Source organism: Pseudomonas sp. R43(2017) (genome assembly GCF_002112345.1).
Classification (GTDB): domain Bacteria; phylum Pseudomonadota; class Gammaproteobacteria; order Pseudomonadales; family Pseudomonadaceae; genus Aquipseudomonas; species Aquipseudomonas kribbensis.
Genome location: NZ_NEHJ01000002.1, coordinates 770,332 through 791,303, shown reverse-complemented (window position 1 = coordinate 791,303; position 20,972 = coordinate 770,332). Strand labels below are relative to the sequence as shown.

Below are 20,972 nucleotides of genomic sequence, written 5' to 3'. Positions count from 1 at the left end.
GACCTGGAACACACGTTCTAGAGCGCTTCATTCAGTTTGAGTTAAGTTTCGGCGGTTACCGTGTTCATCGAGTGACTGACGGGTCGGGATGACCCGGATGTTTTAAACAGCCACTGGCTTCATACCGGAATACACGGGAATGACTCCCCGAATCCGCCAAAGAGGATGAATCATGAGTGACAAGGATAAACAGCCGTTGGCTGCGTCGGCGCAAGCCGTCCCCGGGGCGGATTCCGCCGATGCAGCACTGCGACATATCGTTGACGGCTTTTTGCATTTTCATCATGAGGTCTTTCCGCAACAGGAAGAGCTCTTCAAGAAACTCGCCACGGCCCAGTCGCCACGGGCGATGTTCATCACTTGCGCCGACTCGCGCATCGTTCCCGAACTGATCACCCAGAGCTCTCCCGGCGATCTGTTCGTGACCCGTAACGTCGGCAACGTGGTTCCCCCCTACGGCCAGATGAACGGCGGCGTTTCCACCGCCATCGAATACGCGGTACTGGCCCTTGGCGTGCAACACATCATCATTTGCGGCCATTCCGATTGCGGCGCCATGCGCGCGGTACTCAATCCGGGCAGCCTGGAAAAGATGCCGACGGTCAAAGCCTGGCTGCGCCACGCTGAAGTCGCGAAAACCATGGTGCATGACAACTGCAACTGCACCGACGAAAAAGAGAGCATGCCGATCCTCACAGAGGAAAACGTCATAGCCCAACTGCAGCACTTGCGTACCCATCCTTCGGTAGCCTCGCGCATGGCGAACGGTCATCTGTTCATCCATGGCTGGGTCTACAACATCGAAACCAGTGAAATCAAAGCTTACGACGCGGATCAGGGACGCTTCCTGCCGCTCGACGGCAGCCATCCGATTCCGGTGGCGACGCCCAAAGCGCGCTTCTGAATCCTCCTAAAAATCCGTGTGGTCTGATGCCGGTCGCTGTTCAAGCGACCCGGCTTCGCCATGCCTGAAGAAAACTTCGGGAGAGTCATCATGCGTGCAGCTCAATTGAAAGCGGTGTTGCCACGGGAGCTGCTGGCTTCGGTGGTTGTGTTTCTGGTCGCCCTGCCATTGTGCATGGGCATTGCGATTGCTTCAGGGTTGCCGCCGGCCAAAGGCCTGATTACCGGGATCATCGGTGGTCTGGTGGTGGGTTGGCTGGCGGGGTCGCCGTTGCAGGTCAGCGGGCCGGCGGCGGGGCTGGCGGTACTGGTGTTCGAACTGGTGCGCCAGCACGGGATCGAGATGCTCGGACCGATCCTGCTGCTCGCCGGTTTTCTGCAACTGCTGGCCGGGCGTCTGAAGCTCGGTTGCTGGTTCCGGGTCACGGCGCCAGCGGTGGTCTACGGGATGCTCGCGGGGATCGGTGTGCTGATCGTGCTCTCACAGGTGCACGTGATGCTGGATGCCGCGCCGAAACCCTCCGGGCTGGACAACCTGACGGCGTTCCCCGGCGCAGTGGCGCAGGCCTTGCCGTCCTTTGGCTGGCAGGCCGGGTTGCTCGGATTGTCGACCATCGCCGTGATGTGGCTGTGGGAGAAATTCCGTCCGCACTCGCTGCGTTTCATTCCCGGTGCGCTGCTCGGTGTCGGCCTGGCAACCGGCGCCAGTCTGCTGCTGGCATTGCAGGTCAAGCGGGTTGAAGTACCGGCGAATCTCGCCGAAGCCATCGACTGGCTGAAGCCGGCGGACCTGCTGAGCCTGGCCGACCCGACGCTGCTGATCGCTGGGTTTGCCGTGGCGTTCATCGCCAGCGCCGAAACCCTGCTGTCCGCCGCGGCGGTGGATCGCATGCACAGCGGTCCGCGTTCGGATTTCGACCGTGAACTGTCGGCACAAGGGGTCGGCAACATGCTCTGCGGCCTGGTCGGCGCGTTGCCGATGACCGGGGTGATCGTGCGCAGTTCTGCCAACGTCCAGGCCGGTGCGACCACGCGCTACTCGACGATTTTCCATGGTCTGTGGCTGCTGGCTTTCGTGCTGTTGCTGTCGAGTCTGCTGCAAAGCATTCCGGTGGCGAGTCTGGCCGGGGTGTTGGTCTACACCGGTTTCAAACTGGTGGATCTCAAGGCGTTTCGTGGTCTGGGGCGTTATGGCCGGATGCCGATGTTCACCTACGCGGCGACAGCGCTGGCGATCATTTTCACTGACCTGTTGACCGGCGTGTTGATCGGTTTCGGCCTGACCCTGGTGAAACTGGCGTTCAAGGCTTCGCGACTGAAGATCAGCCTGATCGATCTGCCGCAGGACGGGGAGATGGAGTTGCGTCTGGTGGGCGCGGCGACATTCCTCAAGGTGCCGGCACTGACTCAGGTGCTGGGCAGTATTCCACCGGGCACGACGGTGCATGTGCCGCTCAACAACCTGAGCTACATCGACCATTCCTGTCTGGAACTGCTGGAAGAGTGGGGCCGGGCCAATGCGGCCAAGGGTTCGAAGCTGTTGATCGAGTCGCGCGGACTGAAACGCAGGCTTGAAGGACGGATCCGTACCACTACCGGTATCGGTGCGGCAGGCTGAAAAATCTGGGGGAACAGAGCAATCTGTTCCCCCAAACGTTTGCGCCGAGATCAAGCCGCAGGCTGATCCAGTTCCAGGCCCACGCCCAGACGGCGACTCATGCACGGCCAGCGCTTCCACGCCGCGCCGGTGTCCGGGCTGCTGAGTTTCTCGCGGTAGGCTTCCACCGACTCCAGCGCAAAGCTGTCGTCGTCGAGCATGCTGTCCACTGCGTGGTGCACTACTTCATCGAGTTGATTGGCAAATTCCTCACCGAGCAACTGGTGAGCAATCAGATTGGCGACCGTCATGTCCAGGGGGATCAGTGGCTGGCCGAAATGCTTGATGTACAGGTCGTTGACCTCTTCGACAAAGCGGTGGGCCAGATAGGCCTCGTCCAGCAGACTGTCCAGGCCGACCGGCGGCTGGAGAAAGTACTGTTCGGCGATTTTCAGCACCGGTTTGATCTGTGACTCGATTCCCGCTTCCCTGGCGACTTCATTGGCTGCATCCAGCAGGTCTGGCACTTCATCGATGTAGGCGGCGACAAAACGCGTCAGCACGCCGTTGGCGTCGGTTTCCGGCAACTGGATGGCCGGGTGCAGGTGTTGCAGTTGATTTTCGAGCTGACGGGTCAGCTTTCCGGTTTCGATCTCGTGTTGTCGGGCTATGTGGATCTGCTCGCGCAATGCGGCGGTGTTCATGAAAACTCCAGGAAACAAGGCAATGAAATAGGGAAGACATAACTTAGCTGGCTTACGAAAAATGCTAAGACGCATTTGTCATAATTATTTCATCCTTGATACACCTGCGTTATATCGGTTTGCCACCACTCGTCTGCATCCTTCTCCATTCGTGCCCTGGAACGCAAGTGCCAGCTGTTTCATTCGATTTACGTCCGCACATTGCATTTTTCCGCCGCTGTCTATACTCGCCATTGAATGGAGTTAGCTGATGACGCCCGACTGCACCCGCAGCAAGGCCCGGCGATTCAAGTTCGTAGTCTGATGCAGCCGCTCCCTTGCCGCAGGCGAAAGCCGGCGGGATAACAAGAACGATAAGGGGAACCCGCAATGATGCGACATCCACACGTCTGGATGGGCCTCCTGTTGTGGTCGATTTTCAGTCAGGCCAACGCCGCCTGGACTGTGAATATGGCGCCTGGAGCGACTGAAATCAGTCACGCAGTATTCGACCTGCACATGACCATTTTCTGGATCTGTGTGGTGATCGGGATCATCGTCTTCGGCGCCATGTTCTGGTCGATGATGGTGCACCGCCGTTCTACCGGTCAGGTCGCCGCAAAATTCCACGAAAGCACCACCGTCGAGATTCTCTGGACCGTCGTCCCGCTGCTGATTCTGGTGGCGATGGCCGTTCCGGCGACCGCCACGCTGATCCGCATGTACGACACCAGTGAGCCGGATATCGATATCCAGATCACCGGCTACCAGTGGAAGTGGCACTACAAATACTTGGGCCAGGACGTCGAGTTCTTCAGCAACCTGGCCACCCCCGCCGAACAGATCCACAACAAGGAAGCCAAGGGCGAGCATTACCTGCTCGAGGTCGACAAGCCGTTGGTGCTGCCGATCGGCGCCAAGGTGCGCTTCCTCGTCACGTCTGCCGACGTGATCCACTCATGGTGGGTGCCGGCCTTCGCGGTCAAGCGCGATGCGATCCCCGGGTTCGTCAACGAAGCCTGGACGCGCATCGACAAGCCCGGCATCTACCGTGGCCAGTGCGCCGAGCTGTGCGGCAAGGATCACGGCTTCATGCCGATCGTAGTCGACGTCAAGGAAAAGGCCGACTACGAAAAATGGCTGGCCGACCGCAAGGCCGAGGCTGCGCAACTCAAGGAGCTGACCAGCAAGGAGTGGACCCTCGACGAGCTCAAGGAGCGCGGCGACAAGATTTACCACACCACCTGCGTGGCCTGTCACCAGGCCGAAGGCCAGGGCTTGCCGCCGATGTTCCCGGCGCTCAAGGGCTCGCCGATTGCCACCGGGCCGAAAGCCGATCACCTGCACCGCGTGTACTTCGGCAAACCGGGCACCGCCATGGCGGCGTTCGGCAAGCAACTCTCGGAAGTCGATATCGCAGCGGTCGTGACCTACGAACGTAACGCCTGGGGCAACAACAAGGGCGACATGGTCACGCCAAAAGAAGTGCTGGAGCTGAAACAGGCGGAAAGCAAATGAGCCGGTCTATTGCGTACTTCGTGAACCGGCCGGGGCAAGGCGCCCCGGTCTGCCAAGTCCACTCACTTGAAGGAGACCGGCCATGAGCGCTGTCATCGATGACCACGGTCATGCCGACCACGCCCACGGCCCCGCCAAAGGCCTGATGCGCTGGGTGCTGACCACCAACCACAAGGACATCGGCACGCTGTACCTGTGGTTCGCGTTCTGCATGTTCCTGCTCGGCGGCTCGTTCGCCATGGTGATCCGCGCCGAGCTGTTCCAGCCCGGCCTGCAGATCGTCGAACCGGCGTTCTTCAACCAGATGACCACCATGCACGGTCTGGTGATGGTATTCGGTGCGGTGATGCCAGCATTCGTCGGCCTCGCCAACTGGATGATCCCGTTGATGATCGGCGCGCCGGACATGGCCCTGCCACGGATGAACAACTTCAGCTTCTGGCTGCTGCCGGCGGCGTTCCTGTTGCTGGTGTCGACCCTGTTCACCGCCGGTGGCGGGCCGAACTTCGGCTGGACGTTCTATGCGCCGCTGTCCACCACCTATGCGCCGGAAAGCGTGACCTACTTCATCTTCGCCATCCACTTGATGGGGATCAGTTCGATCATGGGCGCGATCAACGTGATCGCCACCATCCTCAACCTGCGCGCCCCCGGCATGACGTTGATGAAAATGCCGCTGTTCGTCTGGACCTGGCTGATCACCGCGTTCCTGCTGATCGCGGTGATGCCGGTGCTGGCCGGGTGCGTGACGATGATGCTGATGGACATCCACTTCGGCACCAGTTTCTTCAGTGCCGCCGGTGGCGGTGACCCGGTGCTGTTCCAGCATGTGTTCTGGTTCTTCGGCCACCCCGAGGTGTACATCATGATCCTGCCGGCCTTCGGTGCCGTCAGCCAGATCATCCCGACCTTCTCGCGCAAGCCGCTGTTCGGCTACACCTCGATGGTCTACGCCACCGCGAGCATCGCGTTCCTGTCGTTCATCGTCTGGGCGCACCACATGTTCGTGGTGGGCATTCCGCTGGTGGGCGAGTTGTTCTTCATGTACGCGACGATGCTCATCGCGGTGCCGACCGGGGTGAAAGTGTTCAACTGGGCCAGCACCATGTGGCAAGGCTCGCTGACCTTCGAGACGCCGATGCTGTTTGCCGTGGCGTTCGTGATCCTGTTCTCCATCGGCGGTTTCTCCGGGCTGATGCTGGCCATCGCTCCGGCGGACTTCCAGTACCAGGACACCTACTTCGTGGTCGCGCACTTCCACTACGTGCTGGTGCCGGGGGCGATCTTCGGGATCTTCGCGTCAGCCTACTACTGGCTGCCGAAATGGACCGGCCACATGTACGACGAAACCCTGGGCAAGCTGCACTTCTGGCTCTCCTTCGTCGGCATGAACCTGACGTTCTTCCCGATGCACTTCGTGGGACTGGCGGGGATGCCACGGCGGATTCCGGACTACAACCTGCAGTTCGCCGACTTCAACATGGTCTCGTCGATCGGCGCGTTCATGTTCGGCGCCACGCAGATCTTCTTCCTGTTCATCGTGATCAAGACCATCCGGGGCGGGGAGCCGGCACCGGCCAAACCGTGGGATGGCGCCGAAGGTCTGGAGTGGAGTGTGCCGTCGCCGGCGCCGTATCACACCTTCACCACGCCGCCGGAAGTGAAATGAACCCTGTAGCCCTTGAGGGCCGCCGCCATGGCTGACTCGATTTCGCTGAAGAAACTGGTGACCCGACTGCTGGGCGTGGTGGTGGCGATGTTTGTTTTCGGTTTTGCTTTGGTGCCGATCTACGACGTGATGTGCAAGGCGTTCGGCATCAATGGCAAGACCGCCGGGCAGTACGAGGGCGAGCAGGTTGTGGATAACTCGCGACAGGTGCGGGTGCAGTTCCTTTCGATGAACAACGCCGACATGCCCTGGGAGTTCTACCCCAAAGGCGAAGAGCTGGTTGCCCATCCGGGCGGGGTGAACGAGATGATCTTCATCGCCCGCAATCCCACCGACAAGCCGATGAGCGCCCAGGCCGTGCCAAGCATCGCCCCGAGCGAAGCGGCGGCGTATTTCCACAAGACCGAATGCTTTTGTTTTACCCAGCAGGTGCTGCAGCCCGGTCAGCAGATCGAGATGCCGGTGCGTTTCATCGTTGACCGCGACATGCCCAAGGACGTGAAGCACCTGACGCTGTCCTACACGCTGTTCGATATCACCGCCCGACATCCTCCGGTGGCTGCAAACACTGGCGGTTAAGCGTGCCCGATAAGGAGAACAATAAATGGCAACTCATGAGCACTATTACGTCCCGGCCCAGAGCAAGTGGCCGATCATAGCCACCTTCGGCATGGTCATCACCGTTTACGGCCTGGCCACCTGGTTCAACGATCTGAAGGCGGCACGCCCGGAATCCCACGGGCCATACATCTTTTTCGTCGGCGGGCTGTTGCTGGCGTACATGCTGTTCGGCTGGTTCGGCGCGGTGATCAAGGAAAGCCGTGCGGGGTTGTACAGCCCGCAGCTGGATCGCTCGTTCCGCTGGGGCATGAGCTGGTTCATCTTCTCCGAGGTGATGTTCTTCATCGCCTTCTTCGGCGCGCTGTTCTACGTGCGGCACATCTCCGGCCCGGCGCTGGGCGGCGAAGGCACCAAGGGCATTGCGCACATGCTCTGGCCGAACTTCCAGTTCACCTGGCCGCTGTTGCACACGCCTGACCCGAAACTGTTCCCGCCGCCCAAGGAAGTCATCAGTCCCTGGGGCCTGCCGCTGGTCAACACCATCCTGCTGGTGAGTTCCAGCGTGACCATCACCATCGCCCACCATGCGCTGAAGAAAGGCCATCGCGGCGCGCTGAAAATCTGGCTGGCGATTACCGTGCTGCTGGGTTGCGGCTTCCTCGCCTTGCAGGCCGAGGAGTACATGCACGCGTACCACGAACTGGGCCTGACCCTCGGTTCGGGGATCTACGGCGCGACGTTCTTCATGCTCACCGGGTTCCACGGTGCCCACGTGACCATCGGCACGATCATCCTGTTCGTGATGCTGATGCGCATCATGAAGGGCCACTTCGACAACGAGCACCAGTTCGGCTTCGAGGCCGCGAGCTGGTACTGGCACTTCGTCGATGTGGTGTGGATCGGTCTGTTCATCTTCGTTTACGTGCTCTGAGGATCGGACAGAGCTACCAGGGCGCGTGCGACACCAGTTGGCCGCTGTAAAAACCCCAGGCAATCAAGCCGACGGTGCAAGCGGCCAATGCCACCCGAACACTCAAGGCGATGACCAGGCGATTTGAACTGCTGTCGTCCTTGACCAGGAAAAACAGGCCGCTGAACAGGCTGATCACCGTGGCAATCAGCATCAGGACGATCGCTGCTTTGAGCATGGGAAGACTCCGGGGGTACAGGCGATGCAATCAAGTATAGCGGTCGCATTCACTGCTTTTCTGGCGCGGCCATGAAGCGCTTCCGGCCGGGCGTCGTGCCGACGCTGGTGGTCGCCTTGCTGCTGCCGCTGCTGATTTCGCTGGGCTTCTGGCAACTGGGCCGGGGCGCGGAGAAAACCGCCCTGCTCGCCAGTTACGCCGAACGCCGGGCCGCCGAGCCGATGGCCAGTACGGAGCTGCTGCACAGCGCCGACCCGGCCTTTCGTCGGGTGCATCTGCATGGCCAGTTCGATGCGGCGCACAGCCTGCTGCTGGACAACCGGCAGCGGGACGGCAAGGTCGGCGTCGAATTGCTGCAACCGTTTCAGGATCAGCGCACCGGCCTGTGGCTGCTGGTCAATCGCGGCTGGCTGCCGTGGCCGGACCGCCGCGTTACCCCGCAATTCAACACACCGGCCGATGCCGTGAATGTTGATGCCTGGGTTTACGTCGCCCCCGGCGCGACCTTCCAGTTGCACGCCGACCCGGTCAGCAGCACCTGGCCGCAAACCGTCACCGCCGTCGAACCGGCCAAATTGTGGAAAACCCTCGAGCGCGACGGCTTCGCCTATGAATTGCGCGCTGAACCCGGTCCCGCCAGCTATCAGGCCGACTGGCCGGTGGTTGCCATGGGCCCGGAAAAACACCTCGGCTACGCCGTGCAGTGGTTCGCCATGGCCACCGCCCTGTTCGGTCTCTACATCTACCTCGGATTGCACAACGCGAAGGAGAAACACCATGGGAGCGGCCATGAATCCACCCAGCATGTCTGAAGCCAAGGCCCCGGCCGGTCGCCGCCGCGGGCGCATTCAACTGCTGTTGATCCTGCTCGGCGTGATCGGCCCGATGATCCTCGCCACGGGCATGTACAAATTGCAGTTCTGGGTGCCGGAAGGTCGCAGCTATCACGGCGAACTGATCGGCAACGGCCAGAGCCGCGCCGACCTCGGCGTGACGGCTGACGAAGAGCGCTGGCAGATGCTGGTGACCGCACCGAAAGACTGCGCGGTGGACTGCCAGCAACTGGTTTATCTGGCGCGGCAGATCCAGATCGGCCTTGGCCGCGATGCCGGGCGCGCCAGCCATGCCCTCGCCGCCGCGCAACCGCTGCCGGCCGACTACGAAGCCAAGCTGACTCGCGAATATCCGCAGCTGCAACGCTATCCGCTGGACGCCGCCGCATTCAGCAAGGCCACCGGCGACAAAGCCACGCCGCAGCTGTGGATCATCGATCCCCACGGCAATCTCGTGCTGCGCTACGACCCGAGTGTGAAGGGCAAGGATCTGCTCAACGACCTGCGTCACCTGCTGAAACTGTCGAACATCGGATAAGGGCATCGTCATGGCCAAACCTGGATTTCGCCTCGCGCTGTTTGCCACCCTGCTGGCACTGATCGTGGTGCTGCTCGGCGCCTACACCCGCCTGACCCACGCCGGCCTCGGCTGCCCTGACTGGCCGGGCTGCTACGGCTTCATCAGCGTGCCGAAAAGCGAAGCCCAACTGGCCCATGCCGAACTGCATTACCCGGACTCGCCGGTTGAGGCGCACAAAGGCTGGAACGAGATGATCCACCGCTACTTCGCCGGCACCCTCGGCATGCTGATCTCGATTCTGGCCGGTCGCGCGTGGGTCAATCGGCGGCATCCCGGGCAGCCGCTGAAACTGCCGCTGTTTCTACTGGCGGTGGTGTTTGCCCAAGCGGCGTTCGGCATGTGGACGGTGACGCTCAAGCTCTGGCCGCAAGTGGTGACCGGGCATTTGCTCGGTGGCTTCGCGACCTTGAGTCTGCTGTTTCTGCTGACGTTGAGACTGTCCGGCGTGCTGCCGGCGCTGACCGTGCCCAAGCGTCTGCAATATTGGGCCACCGCCGGACTGCTGCTGGTGATCGGCCAGATCGCCCTCGGTGGCTGGGTCAGTTCCAACTATGCGGCAGTGGCCTGCATCGACTTCCCGACCTGCCACGGCCAATGGCTGCCGCCGGCGGATTTCGCCAACGGTTTTCACCTGACCCAGCACATCGGCCCCAACTACCTCGGCGGGCAACTCGACAGCGATGCACGCACGGCGATTCACCTGACCCACCGCATCGGCGCCCTGCTGGTGACGATTGTCCTGCTCGGTCTGGCGTGGCAACTGAAAGTGGTGGGTATGACGCGACTGGCCGGGCTGGTGCTGGTTGCGCTCGGCGCGCAGATCACCCTCGGTATCAGCAACGTGCTGTTTCATCTGCCGCTGCCGGTGGCCGTGGCGCACAACGCCGGCGGCGCTGCGCTGCTGCTGACCATGGTGCTGGTCAACTATCACGCGCGAACCAGTCTGGTCCGGGTCAAGCAACCGATGCTCGCGCGCTGGCGCCTGAGCCCGCGTAAACCCTCGGCGGCGCCCATCACCCTAAAAGGAGAGACGCCATGGCGATTCTGATCGGCGAGCGTCATGCACAGGCGTTGTGGCGGGACTATCTTGAGCTGACCAAACCGAAAGTCGTGGTGCTGATGCTCATCACCTCGCTGGTCGGCATGTTCCTCGCGACCCGCGCCGGCGTGCCATGGACAGTACTGGTGTTCGGCAACCTGGGAATCGCGCTGTGTGCCGGAGGTGCGGCGGCGGTCAATCATGTGGTGGACCGGCGCATCGATGCGGTCATGGCACGCACCCACAAACGGCCGCTGGCCGAGGGCCGGGTTTCGCCCACGGCGGCACTGACCTTTGCACTGGTGCTGGCGCTGCTTGGGCAGGCCTTGCTGCTGACCTTCACCAATCCGCTGACCGCGTGGCTGACTTTGGCCTCGCTACTCGGCTACGCGGTGATCTACACCGGTTTCCTCAAACGCGCGACACCGCAGAACATCGTCATCGGCGGCCTCGCCGGCGCCGCACCGCCGCTGCTCGGCTGGACCGCCGCCACCGGCCATATCGGTGCCGAACCGTTGCTGCTGGTGCTGATCATCTTCGCCTGGACCCCGCCGCACTTCTGGGCGCTGGCGATCCATCGCAAGGAGGAATACGCCAAGGCCGACATCCCGATGCTGCCGGTCACCCACGGCGAGCACTACACCAAGGTGCACATTCTGCTGTACACCTTCGCCCTGCTGGCGGTCAGCCTGTTGCCGTACGTGATCCACATGAGCGGCGCGCTGTACCTGATCTGCGCCCTCGGACTGGGCGCCAGGTTTCTGCAATGGGCCGTGGTGCTGTACCGTGGCACTCGGCCGCACGCGGCGATCAACACCTTCAAGTACTCTATCTGGTACCTGTTTCTGCTGTTCATCGCCCTGCTCGTAGACCACTACTTACTGTTGAACCTATGACTCGAACCCAGAAAACCGTCTTCATCCTCGTGGCCGTGATCGCGCTGATCCTCGGCCTGACCGTCAACAAAGTGCTGAGCGGCAAGGGCCAGGGCGACCCGACCGCGCTGATCGACGCCGGCATCATCCTGCTGCCGCAGAGCCGCAACCTGCCGGACGTGACGATGACCAATCAGGACGGCCAGCCGGTCACGGTCAACGAGCTCAGGGGCAAGTGGAGCCTGCTGTTCTTCGGCTACACCTTCTGCCCGGACATCTGCCCGACCACCCTCGCCCAGCTGCGCCAGATCAAGAGCGAACTGCCGAAGGATGCTGTGGACAAGTTGCAGATCGTGCTGGTCAGCGTCGACCCGAACCGCGACAACCCTGCGCAGTTGAAGCAGTACCTGGGCTACTTCGATCCGCAATTCATCGGCCTGACGCCGAAGTCGATCGAGGAGCTGCAGAAGGTGGCGAACGCGGTGAGCATTCCGTTCATTCCGGCGGATACCAGCAAGCCGAATTACACGGTGGATCACAGTGGGAATCTGGCGGTGATCGGGCCGGACGGGACGCAGCGTGGGTTTATTCGGGCGCCGTTGAACAATGCCAAGCTGGTGGCGCAGTTGCCGGTGATGTTGAACCGCAAGTAAACGCTGGACGCACAAAAAAGGGGACGCCATTGGCGTCCCCTTTTTCGTTGCAGCGTCCGAATCAGAACGCCGGCAACACCGCACCTTTGTACTTCTCGGTGATGAATTTCTTCACTTCCGGGCTGTGCAGTGCAGCGGCCAGTTTCTGCATGGCGTCGCTGTCCTTGTTGTCCGCACGGGACACCAGGATGTTCACGTAAGGCGAGTCGTTGCCTTCGATGACCAGCGCGTCCTTGGACGGATCCAGTTTGGCTTCCAGCGCGTAGTTGGTGTTGATCAGCGCCAGGTCGACCTGGGTCAGCACACGCGGGATGGTCGCAGCTTCCAGTTCACGGATCTTCAGGTCTTTCGGGTTTTCGGCGATGTCTTTGACAGTCGACAGGATGTTTTTCGAATCCTTCAGCTTGATCACGCCCGCCTTGTCCAGCAGCAACAGCGCACGGCCGCCGTTGGTGGCGTCGTTCGGGATCACCACGTTGGCGCCGCCTGGCAAGTCTTCGATTTTCTTGATCTTGCTCGAGTAGGCGCCCAGCGGCTCCAGGTGCACACCGGTCACGGCCACCAGGCTGGTGCCCTTGGCCTTGTTGAACTCATCGAGGTACGGCTGGTGCTGGAAGAAGTTGGCGTCCAGACGCTTTTCGGCCACCTGCACGTTCGGCTGGATGTAGTCGGTGAAGACCTTGACCTTCAGATCCACGCCTTCTTTGGCCAGTGCCGGCTTCACGAATTCGAGGATTTCCGCGTGCGGCACCGGGGTGGCAGCTACGGTCAGGGTTTCAGCGTGAGCCGAAAAAGCGGCTACGGCAGCGAAAGCAGCGATCAGTTTTTTCATTCAGCTAACTCCTTTTGAGGTGCCCGTGTGGCACCTGCCAGCGAATGGCCGGCTCATTTTTTGATTACCAAACCGGGTTATTTGCGCGAGAAATGCACGACCAGTCGGTCGCCGACCATTTGCAGCACTTGCACCAGAATCAGCAGCAACACCACGGTGACGATCATCACGTCGGTCTGGAAACGCTGGTAACCGAAACGGATTGCCAGGTCACCCAGACCACCGGCGCCGACCACACCGGCCATCGCCGTGTAGGAAACCAGTGTAATCGCCGTCACCGTAATCGCTGCGAAGATGCCCGGACGGGCCTCCGGCAGCAAGGCGTTCATGATGATCTGGCGAGTGGTCGCGCCCATGGACTGGGTCGCTTCGATGATCCCGCGATCGACTTCACGCAGGGCGGTTTCCACCAGACGCGCGAAGAACGGCGTCGCACCTACCACCAGCGGCGGAATCGCACCGGCTACGCCCAGCGAGGTGCCGGTGATCAGCACGGTAAACGGGATCATCACGATCAACAGAATGATGAACGGCAGCGAACGCAGGATGTTCACCACCAGCGACAGCAGCGCATATACGCCTTTTGCTTCAAGCAACTGACGCGGGCTGCACAGGAACAGCAGCACGCCCAGCGGCAGGCCGAGCAACACGGTGAACAGCAGCGAACCGCCAAGCATCATCATGGTGTCGCCGGTGGCCAGCCAGATTTCGTACCAGTCGATATTGGTGAAGAAACTCATCAGGTCTGCCATTAGCGCAACACCTCCATGTGAACGTCAGCGGCGGTGAAACGGGCGAAGGCCGCTTCCATGTCGCCACCGGTGACGGCGAGGGTCAATTGCCCGTAAGGAATGTCTTTGATGCGGTCGATACGACCGGCCAGGATGCTGTAGTCCACGCCGGTTTCCCGGGCGACGGTACCCAGCAGCGGCGCGTAGGTCGCTTCGCCCTGGAAGGTCAGACGCACGATGCGGCCCGGCACGTGAGCGAAGTCATCGCGCTGCTCGCTTTCGTCGATCTGCTCGTCTTCCTGCACGAAACGCTTGGTGGTCGGGTGCTTCGGATGCAGGAACACCTCGGCCACCGAACCCTGTTCGACGATCACGCCGGCGTCCATCACCGCCACCTGATCGCAGACACGGCGGATCACGTCCATCTCGTGGGTGATCAGCACGATGGTCAGTTTCAGCTCGCGGTTGATCTCGGCCAGCAGTTGCAGGACCGAAGCGGTGGTCTGCGGATCGAGGGCGCTGGTGGCTTCGTCACACAGCAGGATTTTCGGCTTGGTCGCCAGGGCGCGGGCGATGCCGACGCGCTGCTTCTGGCCACCGGACAACTGCGCCGGGTACTTCTTCGCGTGGTCGGACAGACCGACCCGCGCCAGCAACTCGGCCACACGCTGGTCGATCTCGGCGCGGGACAGTTCACCGGCCAGGGTCAGCGGCAGCGCGACGTTGTCGGCCACGGTCTTGGATGCCAGCAGGTTGAAGTGCTGGAAGATCATCCCGACCTGCTGACGGAAACGGCGCAGGCCGTTGGCGTCCAGCGCGGTGACTTCTTCGCCGTCGACGATGATCTTGCCGCCACTGGAATCTTCCAGGCGATTGATCAGACGCAGCAGGGTACTTTTTCCCGCGCCGGAATGGCCAATCAGGCCGAACACCTGACCGTTCTCAATGGAGAGACTGGTCGGATGCAGCGCGGTGATGTCCTTACCGGCGACGCGGTAAGTCTTATGGACGTTTTGAAACTCGATCACGTAGCGAACCTTGTGGGGCGCGTTAGAAAAGGATCAGCGGTTAGCCGGGCGCGCATTTTAGCCTGTCCGTATAGAGGTTCTTAGCATTTATTTCGCAATTAACCTTCGATTTGGCAATAACAGGATCAAAGGTCATAAAAAAGGAACGCCCAAAACCCTCGTCAGTCACTAGGTAAGCGACTTGAAAACCCTGGGTGCCGTGCCCGGGAACCACTCGAGCGCCCCGGCGCAACGCCGGAGCAGACAGGAGTTCACGACTGATGAGTACGAAAAAACCTGCCACAGACAAAAGCCAGATGGCCGGCACCGACACCCCGGATCGCGCCAACACCAACGCCAAACTCGACAGCCTGGAAAAATTCCGTTCCGACGCCACCGGCCAGGCCCTGCGCACCAATCAGGGCGTGAAGGTCGCGGACAACCAGAACACCCTCAAGGCCGGGCCGCGGGGGCCGTCGCTGCTGGAAGACTTCATCATGCGTGAGAAAATCACGCACTTTGACCATGAGCGGATTCCCGAGCGCATCGTCCATGCCCGCGGTACCGGGGCCCATGGTTTCTTTCAAACCTACGAGAATCATTCGGCGCTGACCAAGGCCGGTTTCCTGCGGGATCCGGGGAAGAAAACACCGGTCTTCGTGCGTTTTTCCACGGTGCAAGGGCCACGGGGCTCCGGCGATACCGTGCGTGACGTGCGCGGTTTTGCGGTGAAATTCTTCACCGACGAAGGCAACTTCGACCTGGTCGGCAACAACATGCCGGTGTTCTTCATCCAGGACGCGATCAAGTTTCCCGACTTCGTCCACGCGGTAAAACCCGAACCGCACAACGAAATGCCTACCGGTGGTTCGGCCCACGACACGTTCTGGGACTTTGTGTCGCTGGTGCCGGAATCGGCGCACATGGTCATCTGGGCCATGTCCGACCGGGCCATCCCGAAAAGCCTGCGCAGCATGCAGGGCTTCGGCGTACACACCTTTCGGCTGATCAACGCGGAAGGCAAATCACGCTTCGTCAAATTCCACTGGCGCCCCACCGCCGGCACCTGCTCGCTGGTGTGGGACGAGGCGCAGAAGCTGGCCGGTAAAGACACCGACTACCATCGGCGCGATCTCTGGGAGGCCATCGAGACCGGGGACTACCCGGAATGGGAACTTGGCGTACAGGTCATCGAGGAGGAAAACGAGCACGACTTCGATTTCGACATCCTCGACCCGACCAAACTGATTCCCGAGGAAATCGTTCCGATTACGCCGCTGGGCAAGATGACTCTCAACCGCAACCCGGACAACTTCTTCGCCGAAACCGAGCAGGTCGCGTTCTGCCCCGGCCATATCGTGCCGGGTATCGACTTCTCCAATGACCCGCTGCTGCAAGGTCGGCTGTTTTCCTACACCGACACGCAGATCAGCCGACTCGGCGGGCCGAACTTTCATGAGCTGCCGATCAATCGCCCGGTGGCGCCCTTCCACAACGGCCAGCGCGATGCCCAGCACCGTACGGTGATCGACAAGGGCCGTGCGTCCTACGAGCCGAACTCGATTGATGGTGGCTGGCCGAAAGAAACCCCGCCAGCCGCGCAAGACGGCGGGTTCGAGAGCTATGCGGAGCGCATCGACGCCAACAAGATCCGCCAGCGCAGCGAGTCGTTCAGCGATCACTTCTCCCAGGCGCGGCTGTTCTTCAAGAGCATGAGCAAACACGAGCAGGAACACATCATTTCGGCCTACAGCTTCGAACTGGGCAAAGTCGAGCGGGAACACATCCGGGCGCGGGAGGTGAACGAGATTCTGGCCAACATCGACCTGGAACTGGCCAAGCGCGTGGCTCAGAACCTCGGGTTGCCGGCGCCAGCCAAAGGGACGGTCGAGGTGCGCAAGACATCACTGGATCACTCACCGGCACTGAGTCAGGCCAACCTGTTGCCGGAGAATATCAAGACGCGAAAAGTGGCGATTCTGGCAGCCAACGGCGTCGATGGTGCCGCGATTGATGCAATGAAGAAGGCTCTGGCGGCAGAAGGCGCGCGCGCCAAACTGCTCGGCCCGACTTCGGCACCGGTGAAGGCGGCCGATGGCAAAAGCCTGGCGGTGGATGCGTCGATGGAAGGTTTGCCGTCGGTGGCGTTCGACGCGGTGTTCGTGCCGGGTGGCGCGGCGTCGGTCAAGGCGTTGAGCGGAGACGGCGTGGCGTTGCATTACCTGCTGGAGGCGTACAAGCACCTGAAGGCGATTGCCCTGCAAGGCGAGGCCAAGCAATTGCTGGATGTGCTGAAGCTGGAGGCGGATGCCGGATTGATCGAGGGCAAGGATGTGAAAGCGCTGACCAAGCCGTTCTTTGCGGCGATCGGGCAGCATCGGGTCTGGGATCGGGAGGCGAAGGCCAAAACGATTCCGGCCTGATGGTTATGTAGCGTTTGATAAATAGCCATCGCGGGCAAGCCCGCTCCCACAAGAATCACGCTGTACCTGTGGGAGCGGGCTTGCCCGCGATGCTTTTTAAGGTTTGCGCGGGCTCAGAACCATCTGTGCCGGCACTGTGCGCAGAATCTGCTTCTCGATCTGCAGATCGAAATCCGGATCGAGTTTCTTCACGCGCTTGGTGATTAATGTCGCCAGCCATGGGTAATCATTGGTACGCGGCGCCTGAATGCTCACCGCACAGTCGTAATTCACCACATCGGCGGCGATCGCGTCGAGTTGACGGCGAAGTTTGCGGCTATCGTTAATATTCAACGCAACCGTGGTGCTCTCGGCGGTCGGATCGATCACCTTGGCTTTCGGCTTGGCCTCGGCGGCCAGGAGCGCTGCTTCAGCTTTTTCCAGCTCAGCCTTGCGCGCTTCGGTGATGGCGCCGTTGACGCCACCGGTCAGCGCCGGGGCCTTGGGCATCAGCGCGCGGGCCCGGGCCAAAGCGGTTGCGGCAGCATTCACATCGCCCTTCTGCAGGACGATCTGGCTGCGGCGCAGATAGGCTTCGGCCAACTGGCGCTGGTATTGCTCAAGGGACTGATCGTTGGGCGTTTCGGCCTGCAAGGCTGCCAACTGGTCTTCGGCAGTGGCCAGTTCGCTGCTGGCCAGGCTTTGCTCCAGCTGTGCGATGGCCGTGGCCCGCGCATCGGGGGCTTCGGCCACCGGCGTCGTGCTTTGGCAGGCGCCCAGCAGCACTGAAAATGCGACAAGGAGCAGATAACGGGAGGCGAACGGCTTCATTCCTGCGACTCTCTATTTGCGCAAAAAACGAGCAAGTCTACACCCCTCGACGGGGCAGAACAAAACTCAGCAGAAACAGTGCGGCCGCCGTCACAACGATTGACGGGCCGGCCGGGGTGTCCTTGAACCAGGACAGCGCCAGCCCGCCACACACGGCGAGCATGCCCAGCAGGCTCGCGCCCAGTGCCATTTGCTCCGGCGAACGGGCGTGACGTTGTGCCGCAGCTGCCGGGATGATCAACAGCGACGTAATCAGCAACACACCGACGATTTTCATCGCCACGGCGATCACCACCGCAATCAGCAGCATCAGCGCCATGCGCAAACCGGCCACCGGCAGGCCTTCGACCCGGGCCAGTTCTTCGTGCACGGTGATCGCCAGCAGCGGTCGCCACAGCGTCACCAGCAGCACCAGCACCGCCGCGCTGCCGCCGAGGATCCAGGCAAGGTCAGTCGGGCTGATCGCCAACAGATCGCCAAACAGATAGGCCATCAGGTCGATCCGCACTTCATGCATGAAGCTTAGTACCACCAGCCCGAGAGAGAGTGTGCTCGGCGCAAGAATGCCCAGCAACGTGTCGGACGCCAGCGGCTGGCGCTGTTGCAGGGTCACCAGCAGTACCGCCAGCAGCAGGCAGCCCACGGTGACTGCGACCGTCGGGCTGACATCCAGCAGAAAGCCCAGCGCCACGCCGAGCAGTGCGGCGTGGGACAGGGTATCGCCGAAGTAGGCCATGCGCCGCCAGACCACGAACGAGCCCAGCGGCCCCGCGACCACCGCCAGCGCCAGACCTGCAAGCAGGGCGTAGAACAGAAAATCAGCCATGCTTGCAGCTATCTCCGTGAACGTGAGGTTGGCCTTTCACAGGCCCCTTGACCACCGAACCGTGCAGGTCGTGGGCGTGGTCGTGATGGTGGTGATAGACCGCCAGGCTCGGCGCGTGGTTGCCGAACAGCTCGACGAAGGCCGGATCGCCACTGACCTGCTCGGGATGCCCGGAGCAGCAGACGTGACGGTTGAGGCACACCACCTGATCCGTGGTGCTCATCACCAGATGCAGGTCGTGGGACACCATCAGCACGCCGCAACCGTGGCGGTCGCGCAGCCGGGTGATCAGGCTGTACAGCTCGGCTTGCCCGGCGACATCGACGCCTTGCACCGGCTCGTCGAGGACCAGCAGTTCCGGCTCGCGCAACAGCGCCCGGGCCAGCAGCACGCGCTGCATTTCGCCGCCGGAAACACTTTGCACCGGGCTGTCGATGACGTGTTCGGCGCCGACTTCCTTGAGTGCCGCCAGCGCACGCGGACGATCGACGCCCGGCACCAGCCGCAGGAAGCGCAGGACTGAAAGCGGCAGGGTCGGATCGACGTGCAGCTTTTGCGGCATGTAACCGACGCGCAGTTTCGGCTTGCGCCAGACGCTGCCACTGTCGGGTTTCAGCAGCCCGAGCACGGCGCGTACCAGCGTGGTTTTGCCGGCGCCGTTGGGGCCGATCAGGGTGACGATCTGCCCCGGCTCGACGCTCAGGTGAATGTTGTCCAGCACGTTCTGCCCGGCAAACCGGACAGCCACCTGCTCAAGACGGATCAACGCATCGCTCATCAAGCCCCCCGGCAACCGGAGCAGAGGCCGACCACTTCGACGGTCTGGGCCTCGACGATGAAGCCGACGTCCTTGGCGCTATGGACGATGGCGTCGCTGATGGTTTTTTGCTCAAGCTCGATAGCCGCGTGGCATTCGCGGCAGATCAGGAACTGGCCCTGGTGCGAATGCTTCGGATGAACGCAGCCGACAAAGGCGTTCAGCGAGGAGATACGGTGCACCAAGCCGTTTTCCAGCAGAAAATCCAGCGCGCGGTACACGGTCGGCGGCGCGGCGCGACGGCCGTCCTGCTCGCTGAGCACGGCGAGGATGTCGTAGGCACCCAGCGGCTTGTGGCTCTGCCAGACCAGTTCCAGCACCCGCCGACGCAATGCGGTCAGGCGCAGGCCTTTCTGTGCACACAAGGCATCGGCCTCGGACAGGGCGCTGTGGACGCAATGAGAGTGGTCGTGGGGACGGCTGGCAATCGGGGTAATAGGCATGAGCGGCGACGAGTTTGGTTAGAGACGTTATTATGTTACCCGTTCTCGCCTCCTTGAGTGGTCATCGTGTCCCGACTTTTTTCTGTTTTTGTGGCCTTTGTCGCCAGTTTTCTGCTGATCGGTTCGGCTCAGGCCGAAGTCAGAGTCCTCACCAGCATCAAGCCGCTGCAATTGATTGCCGCTGCGGTGCAGGACGGTGTGGCGATTCCGGAAGTGTTGCTGCCGCCGGGGGCCTCGCCGCATAACTATGCGTTGCGCCCGTCCGATGTGCGCAAGGTGCAATCGGTGGACCTGCTGTACTGGATCGGCCCGGACATGGAAGGTTTCCTGCCTCGCGTGCTGAACGGTCGTACACTGCCGAGCGTCGCCGTGCAGGACCTGCCGGGCATGAAGCTGCGCCGCTTCGCTGAAGACAGCCACTCCCACGCCGAAGATGCCGACGAGCATGATCACGATCACCGCCCGGGCACCCTCGATGCGCATTTGTGGCTATCGCCGGTGAACGCGCGGGTGATTGCCGACAAGATGGCCGCTGACCTGAGCGCTGCCGACCCGGCCAATGCCGAGCGCTACCAGAGCAACGCCAAGGCGTTCGACGAGCGTCTCGATGCACTGGATCAACGCTTGAAGAAGCGTCTGGCCAGCGTTGAAGGCAAACCCTACTTCGTCTTCCACGAAGCCTTCGACTATTTCGAAGATGCCTACGGCCTGAAACACACCGGTGTATTCAGCGTGGCGGCGGAAGTGCAGCCGGGCGCTCAGCATGTCGCGGCAATGCGCGCGCGGTTGCAGGAAGTCGGCAAGACCTGCGTGTTCAGCGAGCCACCGCTGCGCCCACGCCTGGCGGAAACCCTGGTGGCTGGCCTGCCGGTGAAACTGGCGGAACTGGATGCACTGGGCGGGTATACGCCAGCGACGGCTCAGGGTTATGAGCAGGTGCTGGAGAAGCTGGGGAATGATCTGGCGGGTTGCCTGGAGTCGCTCTGATACAAAAAAACCGCAGCCTGCACAGGCTGCGGTTTTT

22 protein-coding genes are annotated in these 20,972 nt (G+C 61.6%); 13 read left to right on the top strand and 9 right to left on the bottom strand.

Features of this window, described 5'->3' with window-relative positions:
* Nucleotides 1–172 precede the first annotated feature (172 nt).
* Both CAG02_RS08215 and CAG02_RS08210 read left to right on the top strand, forming a co-directional pair.
* Entirely contained in the window at nucleotides 173–904 is a 732-nt protein-coding gene (locus tag CAG02_RS08215; RefSeq protein ID WP_085713025.1) for a carbonic anhydrase, read from the top strand.
* Between the two features lie 90 nt (nucleotides 905–994).
* Nucleotides 995–2,521: a SulP family inorganic anion transporter gene (locus CAG02_RS08210; protein ID WP_085713026.1), complete on the top strand. Its 1,527-nt coding sequence runs from the start codon at nucleotides 995–997 to the stop codon at nucleotides 2,519–2,521.
* Between the two features lie 50 nt (nucleotides 2,522–2,571).
* Here CAG02_RS08210 and CAG02_RS08205 read toward each other — a convergent pair whose 3' ends face one another.
* Nucleotides 2,572–3,204, bottom strand: a complete 633-nt coding sequence (locus CAG02_RS08205) for a hypothetical protein (protein WP_065260651.1) — start codon at nucleotides 3,202–3,204, stop codon at nucleotides 2,572–2,574.
* Between the two features lie 369 nt (nucleotides 3,205–3,573).
* Between CAG02_RS08205 and coxB the strand changes: the two genes are divergently transcribed.
* The 4 genes from coxB (at nucleotide 3,574) to CAG02_RS08185 (ending at nucleotide 7,862) form a co-directional block, all read left to right on the top strand.
* The gene (coxB, locus tag CAG02_RS08200) at nucleotides 3,574–4,701 is read left to right on the top strand and encodes a cytochrome c oxidase subunit II (protein WP_085713027.1); all 1,128 of its coding nucleotides are present in this window, start codon (nucleotides 3,574–3,576) and stop codon (nucleotides 4,699–4,701) included.
* 82 nt (nucleotides 4,702–4,783) lie between these two features.
* Nucleotides 4,784–6,370 carry a cytochrome c oxidase subunit I gene (gene ctaD, locus CAG02_RS08195; RefSeq protein WP_085713028.1) on the top strand — a complete coding sequence of 529 codons (1,587 nt, stop codon included), beginning with the start codon at nucleotides 4,784–4,786 and terminating at the stop codon, nucleotides 6,368–6,370.
* A gap of 27 nt (nucleotides 6,371–6,397) precedes the next feature.
* Nucleotides 6,398–6,949: a cytochrome c oxidase assembly protein gene (locus tag CAG02_RS08190; protein ID WP_085713029.1), complete on the top strand. Its 552-nt coding sequence runs from the start codon at nucleotides 6,398–6,400 to the stop codon at nucleotides 6,947–6,949.
* A gap of 25 nt (nucleotides 6,950–6,974) precedes the next feature.
* Nucleotides 6,975–7,862, top strand: coding sequence for a cytochrome c oxidase subunit 3 (locus tag CAG02_RS08185; RefSeq protein WP_085713030.1), 888 nt, complete (start codon nucleotides 6,975–6,977; stop codon nucleotides 7,860–7,862).
* 13 nt (nucleotides 7,863–7,875) lie between these two features.
* Here CAG02_RS08185 and CAG02_RS08180 read toward each other — a convergent pair whose 3' ends face one another.
* On the bottom strand, nucleotides 7,876–8,079 hold the full coding sequence (locus tag CAG02_RS08180) for a twin transmembrane helix small protein (RefSeq protein WP_065260656.1): 204 nt from the start codon (nucleotides 8,077–8,079) through the stop codon (nucleotides 7,876–7,878).
* Nucleotides 8,080–8,150: 71 nt separating this feature from the next.
* Here CAG02_RS08180 and CAG02_RS08175 point away from each other — a divergent pair, with 71 nt between their 5' ends.
* Genes CAG02_RS08175 through CAG02_RS08155 form a run of 5 tightly spaced genes read left to right on the top strand, consistent with a single transcriptional unit; the run spans nucleotide 8,151 to nucleotide 12,059 of the window.
* Nucleotides 8,151–8,891 (top strand): SURF1 family protein, encoded by a 741-nt coding sequence (locus CAG02_RS08175; RefSeq protein WP_085713031.1) that lies wholly within the window; start codon nucleotides 8,151–8,153, stop codon nucleotides 8,889–8,891.
* Nucleotides 8,857–9,450: a hypothetical protein gene (locus tag CAG02_RS08170; RefSeq protein WP_085713105.1), complete on the top strand. Its 594-nt coding sequence runs from the start codon at nucleotides 8,857–8,859 to the stop codon at nucleotides 9,448–9,450. The genes CAG02_RS08175 and CAG02_RS08170 overlap by 35 nt, the downstream gene beginning before the upstream one ends.
* A gap of 10 nt (nucleotides 9,451–9,460) precedes the next feature.
* Nucleotides 9,461–10,540 carry a heme A synthase gene (locus CAG02_RS08165; RefSeq protein ID WP_085713032.1) on the top strand — a complete coding sequence of 360 codons (1,080 nt, stop codon included), beginning with the start codon at nucleotides 9,461–9,463 and terminating at the stop codon, nucleotides 10,538–10,540.
* The gene (gene cyoE, locus CAG02_RS08160; RefSeq protein WP_085713033.1) at nucleotides 10,528–11,427 is read left to right on the top strand and encodes a heme o synthase; all 900 of its coding nucleotides are present in this window, start codon (nucleotides 10,528–10,530) and stop codon (nucleotides 11,425–11,427) included. The genes CAG02_RS08165 and cyoE overlap by 13 nt, the downstream gene beginning before the upstream one ends.
* Nucleotides 11,424–12,059: an SCO family protein gene (locus tag CAG02_RS08155; protein ID WP_085713034.1), complete on the top strand. Its 636-nt coding sequence runs from the start codon at nucleotides 11,424–11,426 to the stop codon at nucleotides 12,057–12,059. The genes cyoE and CAG02_RS08155 overlap by 4 nt, the downstream gene beginning before the upstream one ends.
* A gap of 61 nt (nucleotides 12,060–12,120) precedes the next feature.
* Here the strand turns inward: CAG02_RS08155 and CAG02_RS08150 are convergent, their stop codons facing one another.
* From CAG02_RS08150 to CAG02_RS08140, 3 genes are all read right to left on the bottom strand, one after another.
* On the bottom strand, nucleotides 12,121–12,891 hold the full coding sequence (locus tag CAG02_RS08150) for a MetQ/NlpA family ABC transporter substrate-binding protein (protein ID WP_085713035.1): 771 nt from the start codon (nucleotides 12,889–12,891) through the stop codon (nucleotides 12,121–12,123).
* Between the two features lie 77 nt (nucleotides 12,892–12,968).
* Nucleotides 12,969–13,643, bottom strand: a complete 675-nt coding sequence (locus CAG02_RS08145; RefSeq protein ID WP_065260662.1) for a methionine ABC transporter permease — start codon at nucleotides 13,641–13,643, stop codon at nucleotides 12,969–12,971.
* Nucleotides 13,643–14,650 (bottom strand): methionine ABC transporter ATP-binding protein, encoded by a 1,008-nt coding sequence (locus tag CAG02_RS08140; protein ID WP_085713036.1) that lies wholly within the window; start codon nucleotides 14,648–14,650, stop codon nucleotides 13,643–13,645. The genes CAG02_RS08145 and CAG02_RS08140 overlap by 1 nt, the downstream gene beginning before the upstream one ends.
* Before the next feature lie 194 nt (nucleotides 14,651–14,844).
* On the opposite strand from CAG02_RS08140, the gene katE reads away from it, so the two are divergent.
* Nucleotides 14,845–17,052 (top strand): catalase HPII, encoded by a 2,208-nt coding sequence (gene katE, locus CAG02_RS08135; protein ID WP_256576828.1) that lies wholly within the window; start codon nucleotides 14,845–14,847, stop codon nucleotides 17,050–17,052.
* Nucleotides 17,053–17,148: 96 nt separating this feature from the next.
* On the opposite strand, the gene CAG02_RS08130 is transcribed toward katE, so the two are convergent.
* The 4 genes from CAG02_RS08130 to zur are packed head-to-tail and all read right to left on the bottom strand — an operon-like array spanning nucleotide 17,149 to nucleotide 19,948.
* Nucleotides 17,149–17,862 (bottom strand): PA5502 family lipoprotein, encoded by a 714-nt coding sequence (locus tag CAG02_RS08130; RefSeq protein ID WP_085713038.1) that lies wholly within the window; start codon nucleotides 17,860–17,862, stop codon nucleotides 17,149–17,151.
* 37 nt (nucleotides 17,863–17,899) lie between these two features.
* Nucleotides 17,900–18,688, bottom strand: coding sequence for a zinc ABC transporter permease subunit ZnuB (gene znuB / locus CAG02_RS08125; RefSeq protein WP_065260666.1), 789 nt, complete (start codon nucleotides 18,686–18,688; stop codon nucleotides 17,900–17,902).
* Nucleotides 18,681–19,466: a zinc ABC transporter ATP-binding protein ZnuC gene (gene znuC, locus CAG02_RS08120; RefSeq protein WP_065260667.1), complete on the bottom strand. Its 786-nt coding sequence runs from the start codon at nucleotides 19,464–19,466 to the stop codon at nucleotides 18,681–18,683. Before znuC ends, znuB begins: the two co-directional genes overlap by 8 nt.
* Nucleotides 19,466–19,948, bottom strand: a complete 483-nt coding sequence (gene zur / locus CAG02_RS08115) for a zinc uptake transcriptional repressor Zur (protein WP_011331783.1) — start codon at nucleotides 19,946–19,948, stop codon at nucleotides 19,466–19,468. The genes znuC and zur overlap by 1 nt, the downstream gene beginning before the upstream one ends.
* A gap of 57 nt (nucleotides 19,949–20,005) precedes the next feature.
* Here zur and CAG02_RS08110 point away from each other — a divergent pair, with 57 nt between their 5' ends.
* On the top strand, nucleotides 20,006–20,935 hold the full coding sequence (locus CAG02_RS08110; protein ID WP_085713039.1) for a zinc ABC transporter substrate-binding protein ZnuA: 930 nt from the start codon (nucleotides 20,006–20,008) through the stop codon (nucleotides 20,933–20,935).
* Nucleotides 20,936–20,972: the final 37 nt, after the last annotated feature.

Bases quoted from the DNA above. Each gene is read 5' to 3' on its own strand.
- CAG02_RS08215 (WP_085713025.1), top strand. From the start codon at position 173: ATGAGTGACAAGGATAAACAGCCGTTGGCTGCGTCGGCGCAAGCCGTC.
- CAG02_RS08210 (WP_085713026.1), top strand. From the start codon at position 995: ATGCGTGCAGCTCAATTGAAAGCGGTGTTGCCACGGGAGCTGCTGGCT.
- CAG02_RS08205 (WP_065260651.1), bottom strand. From the start codon at position 3,204: ATGAACACCGCCGCATTGCGCGAGCAGATCCACATAGCCCGACAACAC.
- coxB (WP_085713027.1), top strand. From the start codon at position 3,574: ATGATGCGACATCCACACGTCTGGATGGGCCTCCTGTTGTGGTCGATT.
- ctaD (WP_085713028.1), top strand. From the start codon at position 4,784: ATGAGCGCTGTCATCGATGACCACGGTCATGCCGACCACGCCCACGGC.
- CAG02_RS08190 (WP_085713029.1), top strand. From the start codon at position 6,398: ATGGCTGACTCGATTTCGCTGAAGAAACTGGTGACCCGACTGCTGGGC.
- CAG02_RS08185 (WP_085713030.1), top strand. From the start codon at position 6,975: ATGGCAACTCATGAGCACTATTACGTCCCGGCCCAGAGCAAGTGGCCG.
- CAG02_RS08180 (WP_065260656.1), bottom strand. From the start codon at position 8,079: ATGCTCAAAGCAGCGATCGTCCTGATGCTGATTGCCACGGTGATCAGC.
- CAG02_RS08175 (WP_085713031.1), top strand. From the start codon at position 8,151: ATGAAGCGCTTCCGGCCGGGCGTCGTGCCGACGCTGGTGGTCGCCTTG.
- CAG02_RS08170 (WP_085713105.1), top strand. From the start codon at position 8,857: ATGGGAGCGGCCATGAATCCACCCAGCATGTCTGAAGCCAAGGCCCCG.
- CAG02_RS08165 (WP_085713032.1), top strand. From the start codon at position 9,461: ATGGCCAAACCTGGATTTCGCCTCGCGCTGTTTGCCACCCTGCTGGCA.
- cyoE (WP_085713033.1), top strand. From the start codon at position 10,528: ATGGCGATTCTGATCGGCGAGCGTCATGCACAGGCGTTGTGGCGGGAC.
- CAG02_RS08155 (WP_085713034.1), top strand. From the start codon at position 11,424: ATGACTCGAACCCAGAAAACCGTCTTCATCCTCGTGGCCGTGATCGCG.
- CAG02_RS08150 (WP_085713035.1), bottom strand. From the start codon at position 12,891: ATGAAAAAACTGATCGCTGCTTTCGCTGCCGTAGCCGCTTTTTCGGCT.
- CAG02_RS08145 (WP_065260662.1), bottom strand. From the start codon at position 13,643: ATGGCAGACCTGATGAGTTTCTTCACCAATATCGACTGGTACGAAATC.
- CAG02_RS08130 (WP_085713038.1), bottom strand. From the start codon at position 17,862: ATGAAGCCGTTCGCCTCCCGTTATCTGCTCCTTGTCGCATTTTCAGTG.
- znuB (WP_065260666.1), bottom strand. From the start codon at position 18,688: ATGGCTGATTTTCTGTTCTACGCCCTGCTTGCAGGTCTGGCGCTGGCG.
- znuC (WP_065260667.1), bottom strand. From the start codon at position 19,466: ATGAGCGATGCGTTGATCCGTCTTGAGCAGGTGGCTGTCCGGTTTGCC.
- zur (WP_011331783.1), bottom strand. From the start codon at position 19,948: ATGCCTATTACCCCGATTGCCAGCCGTCCCCACGACCACTCTCATTGC.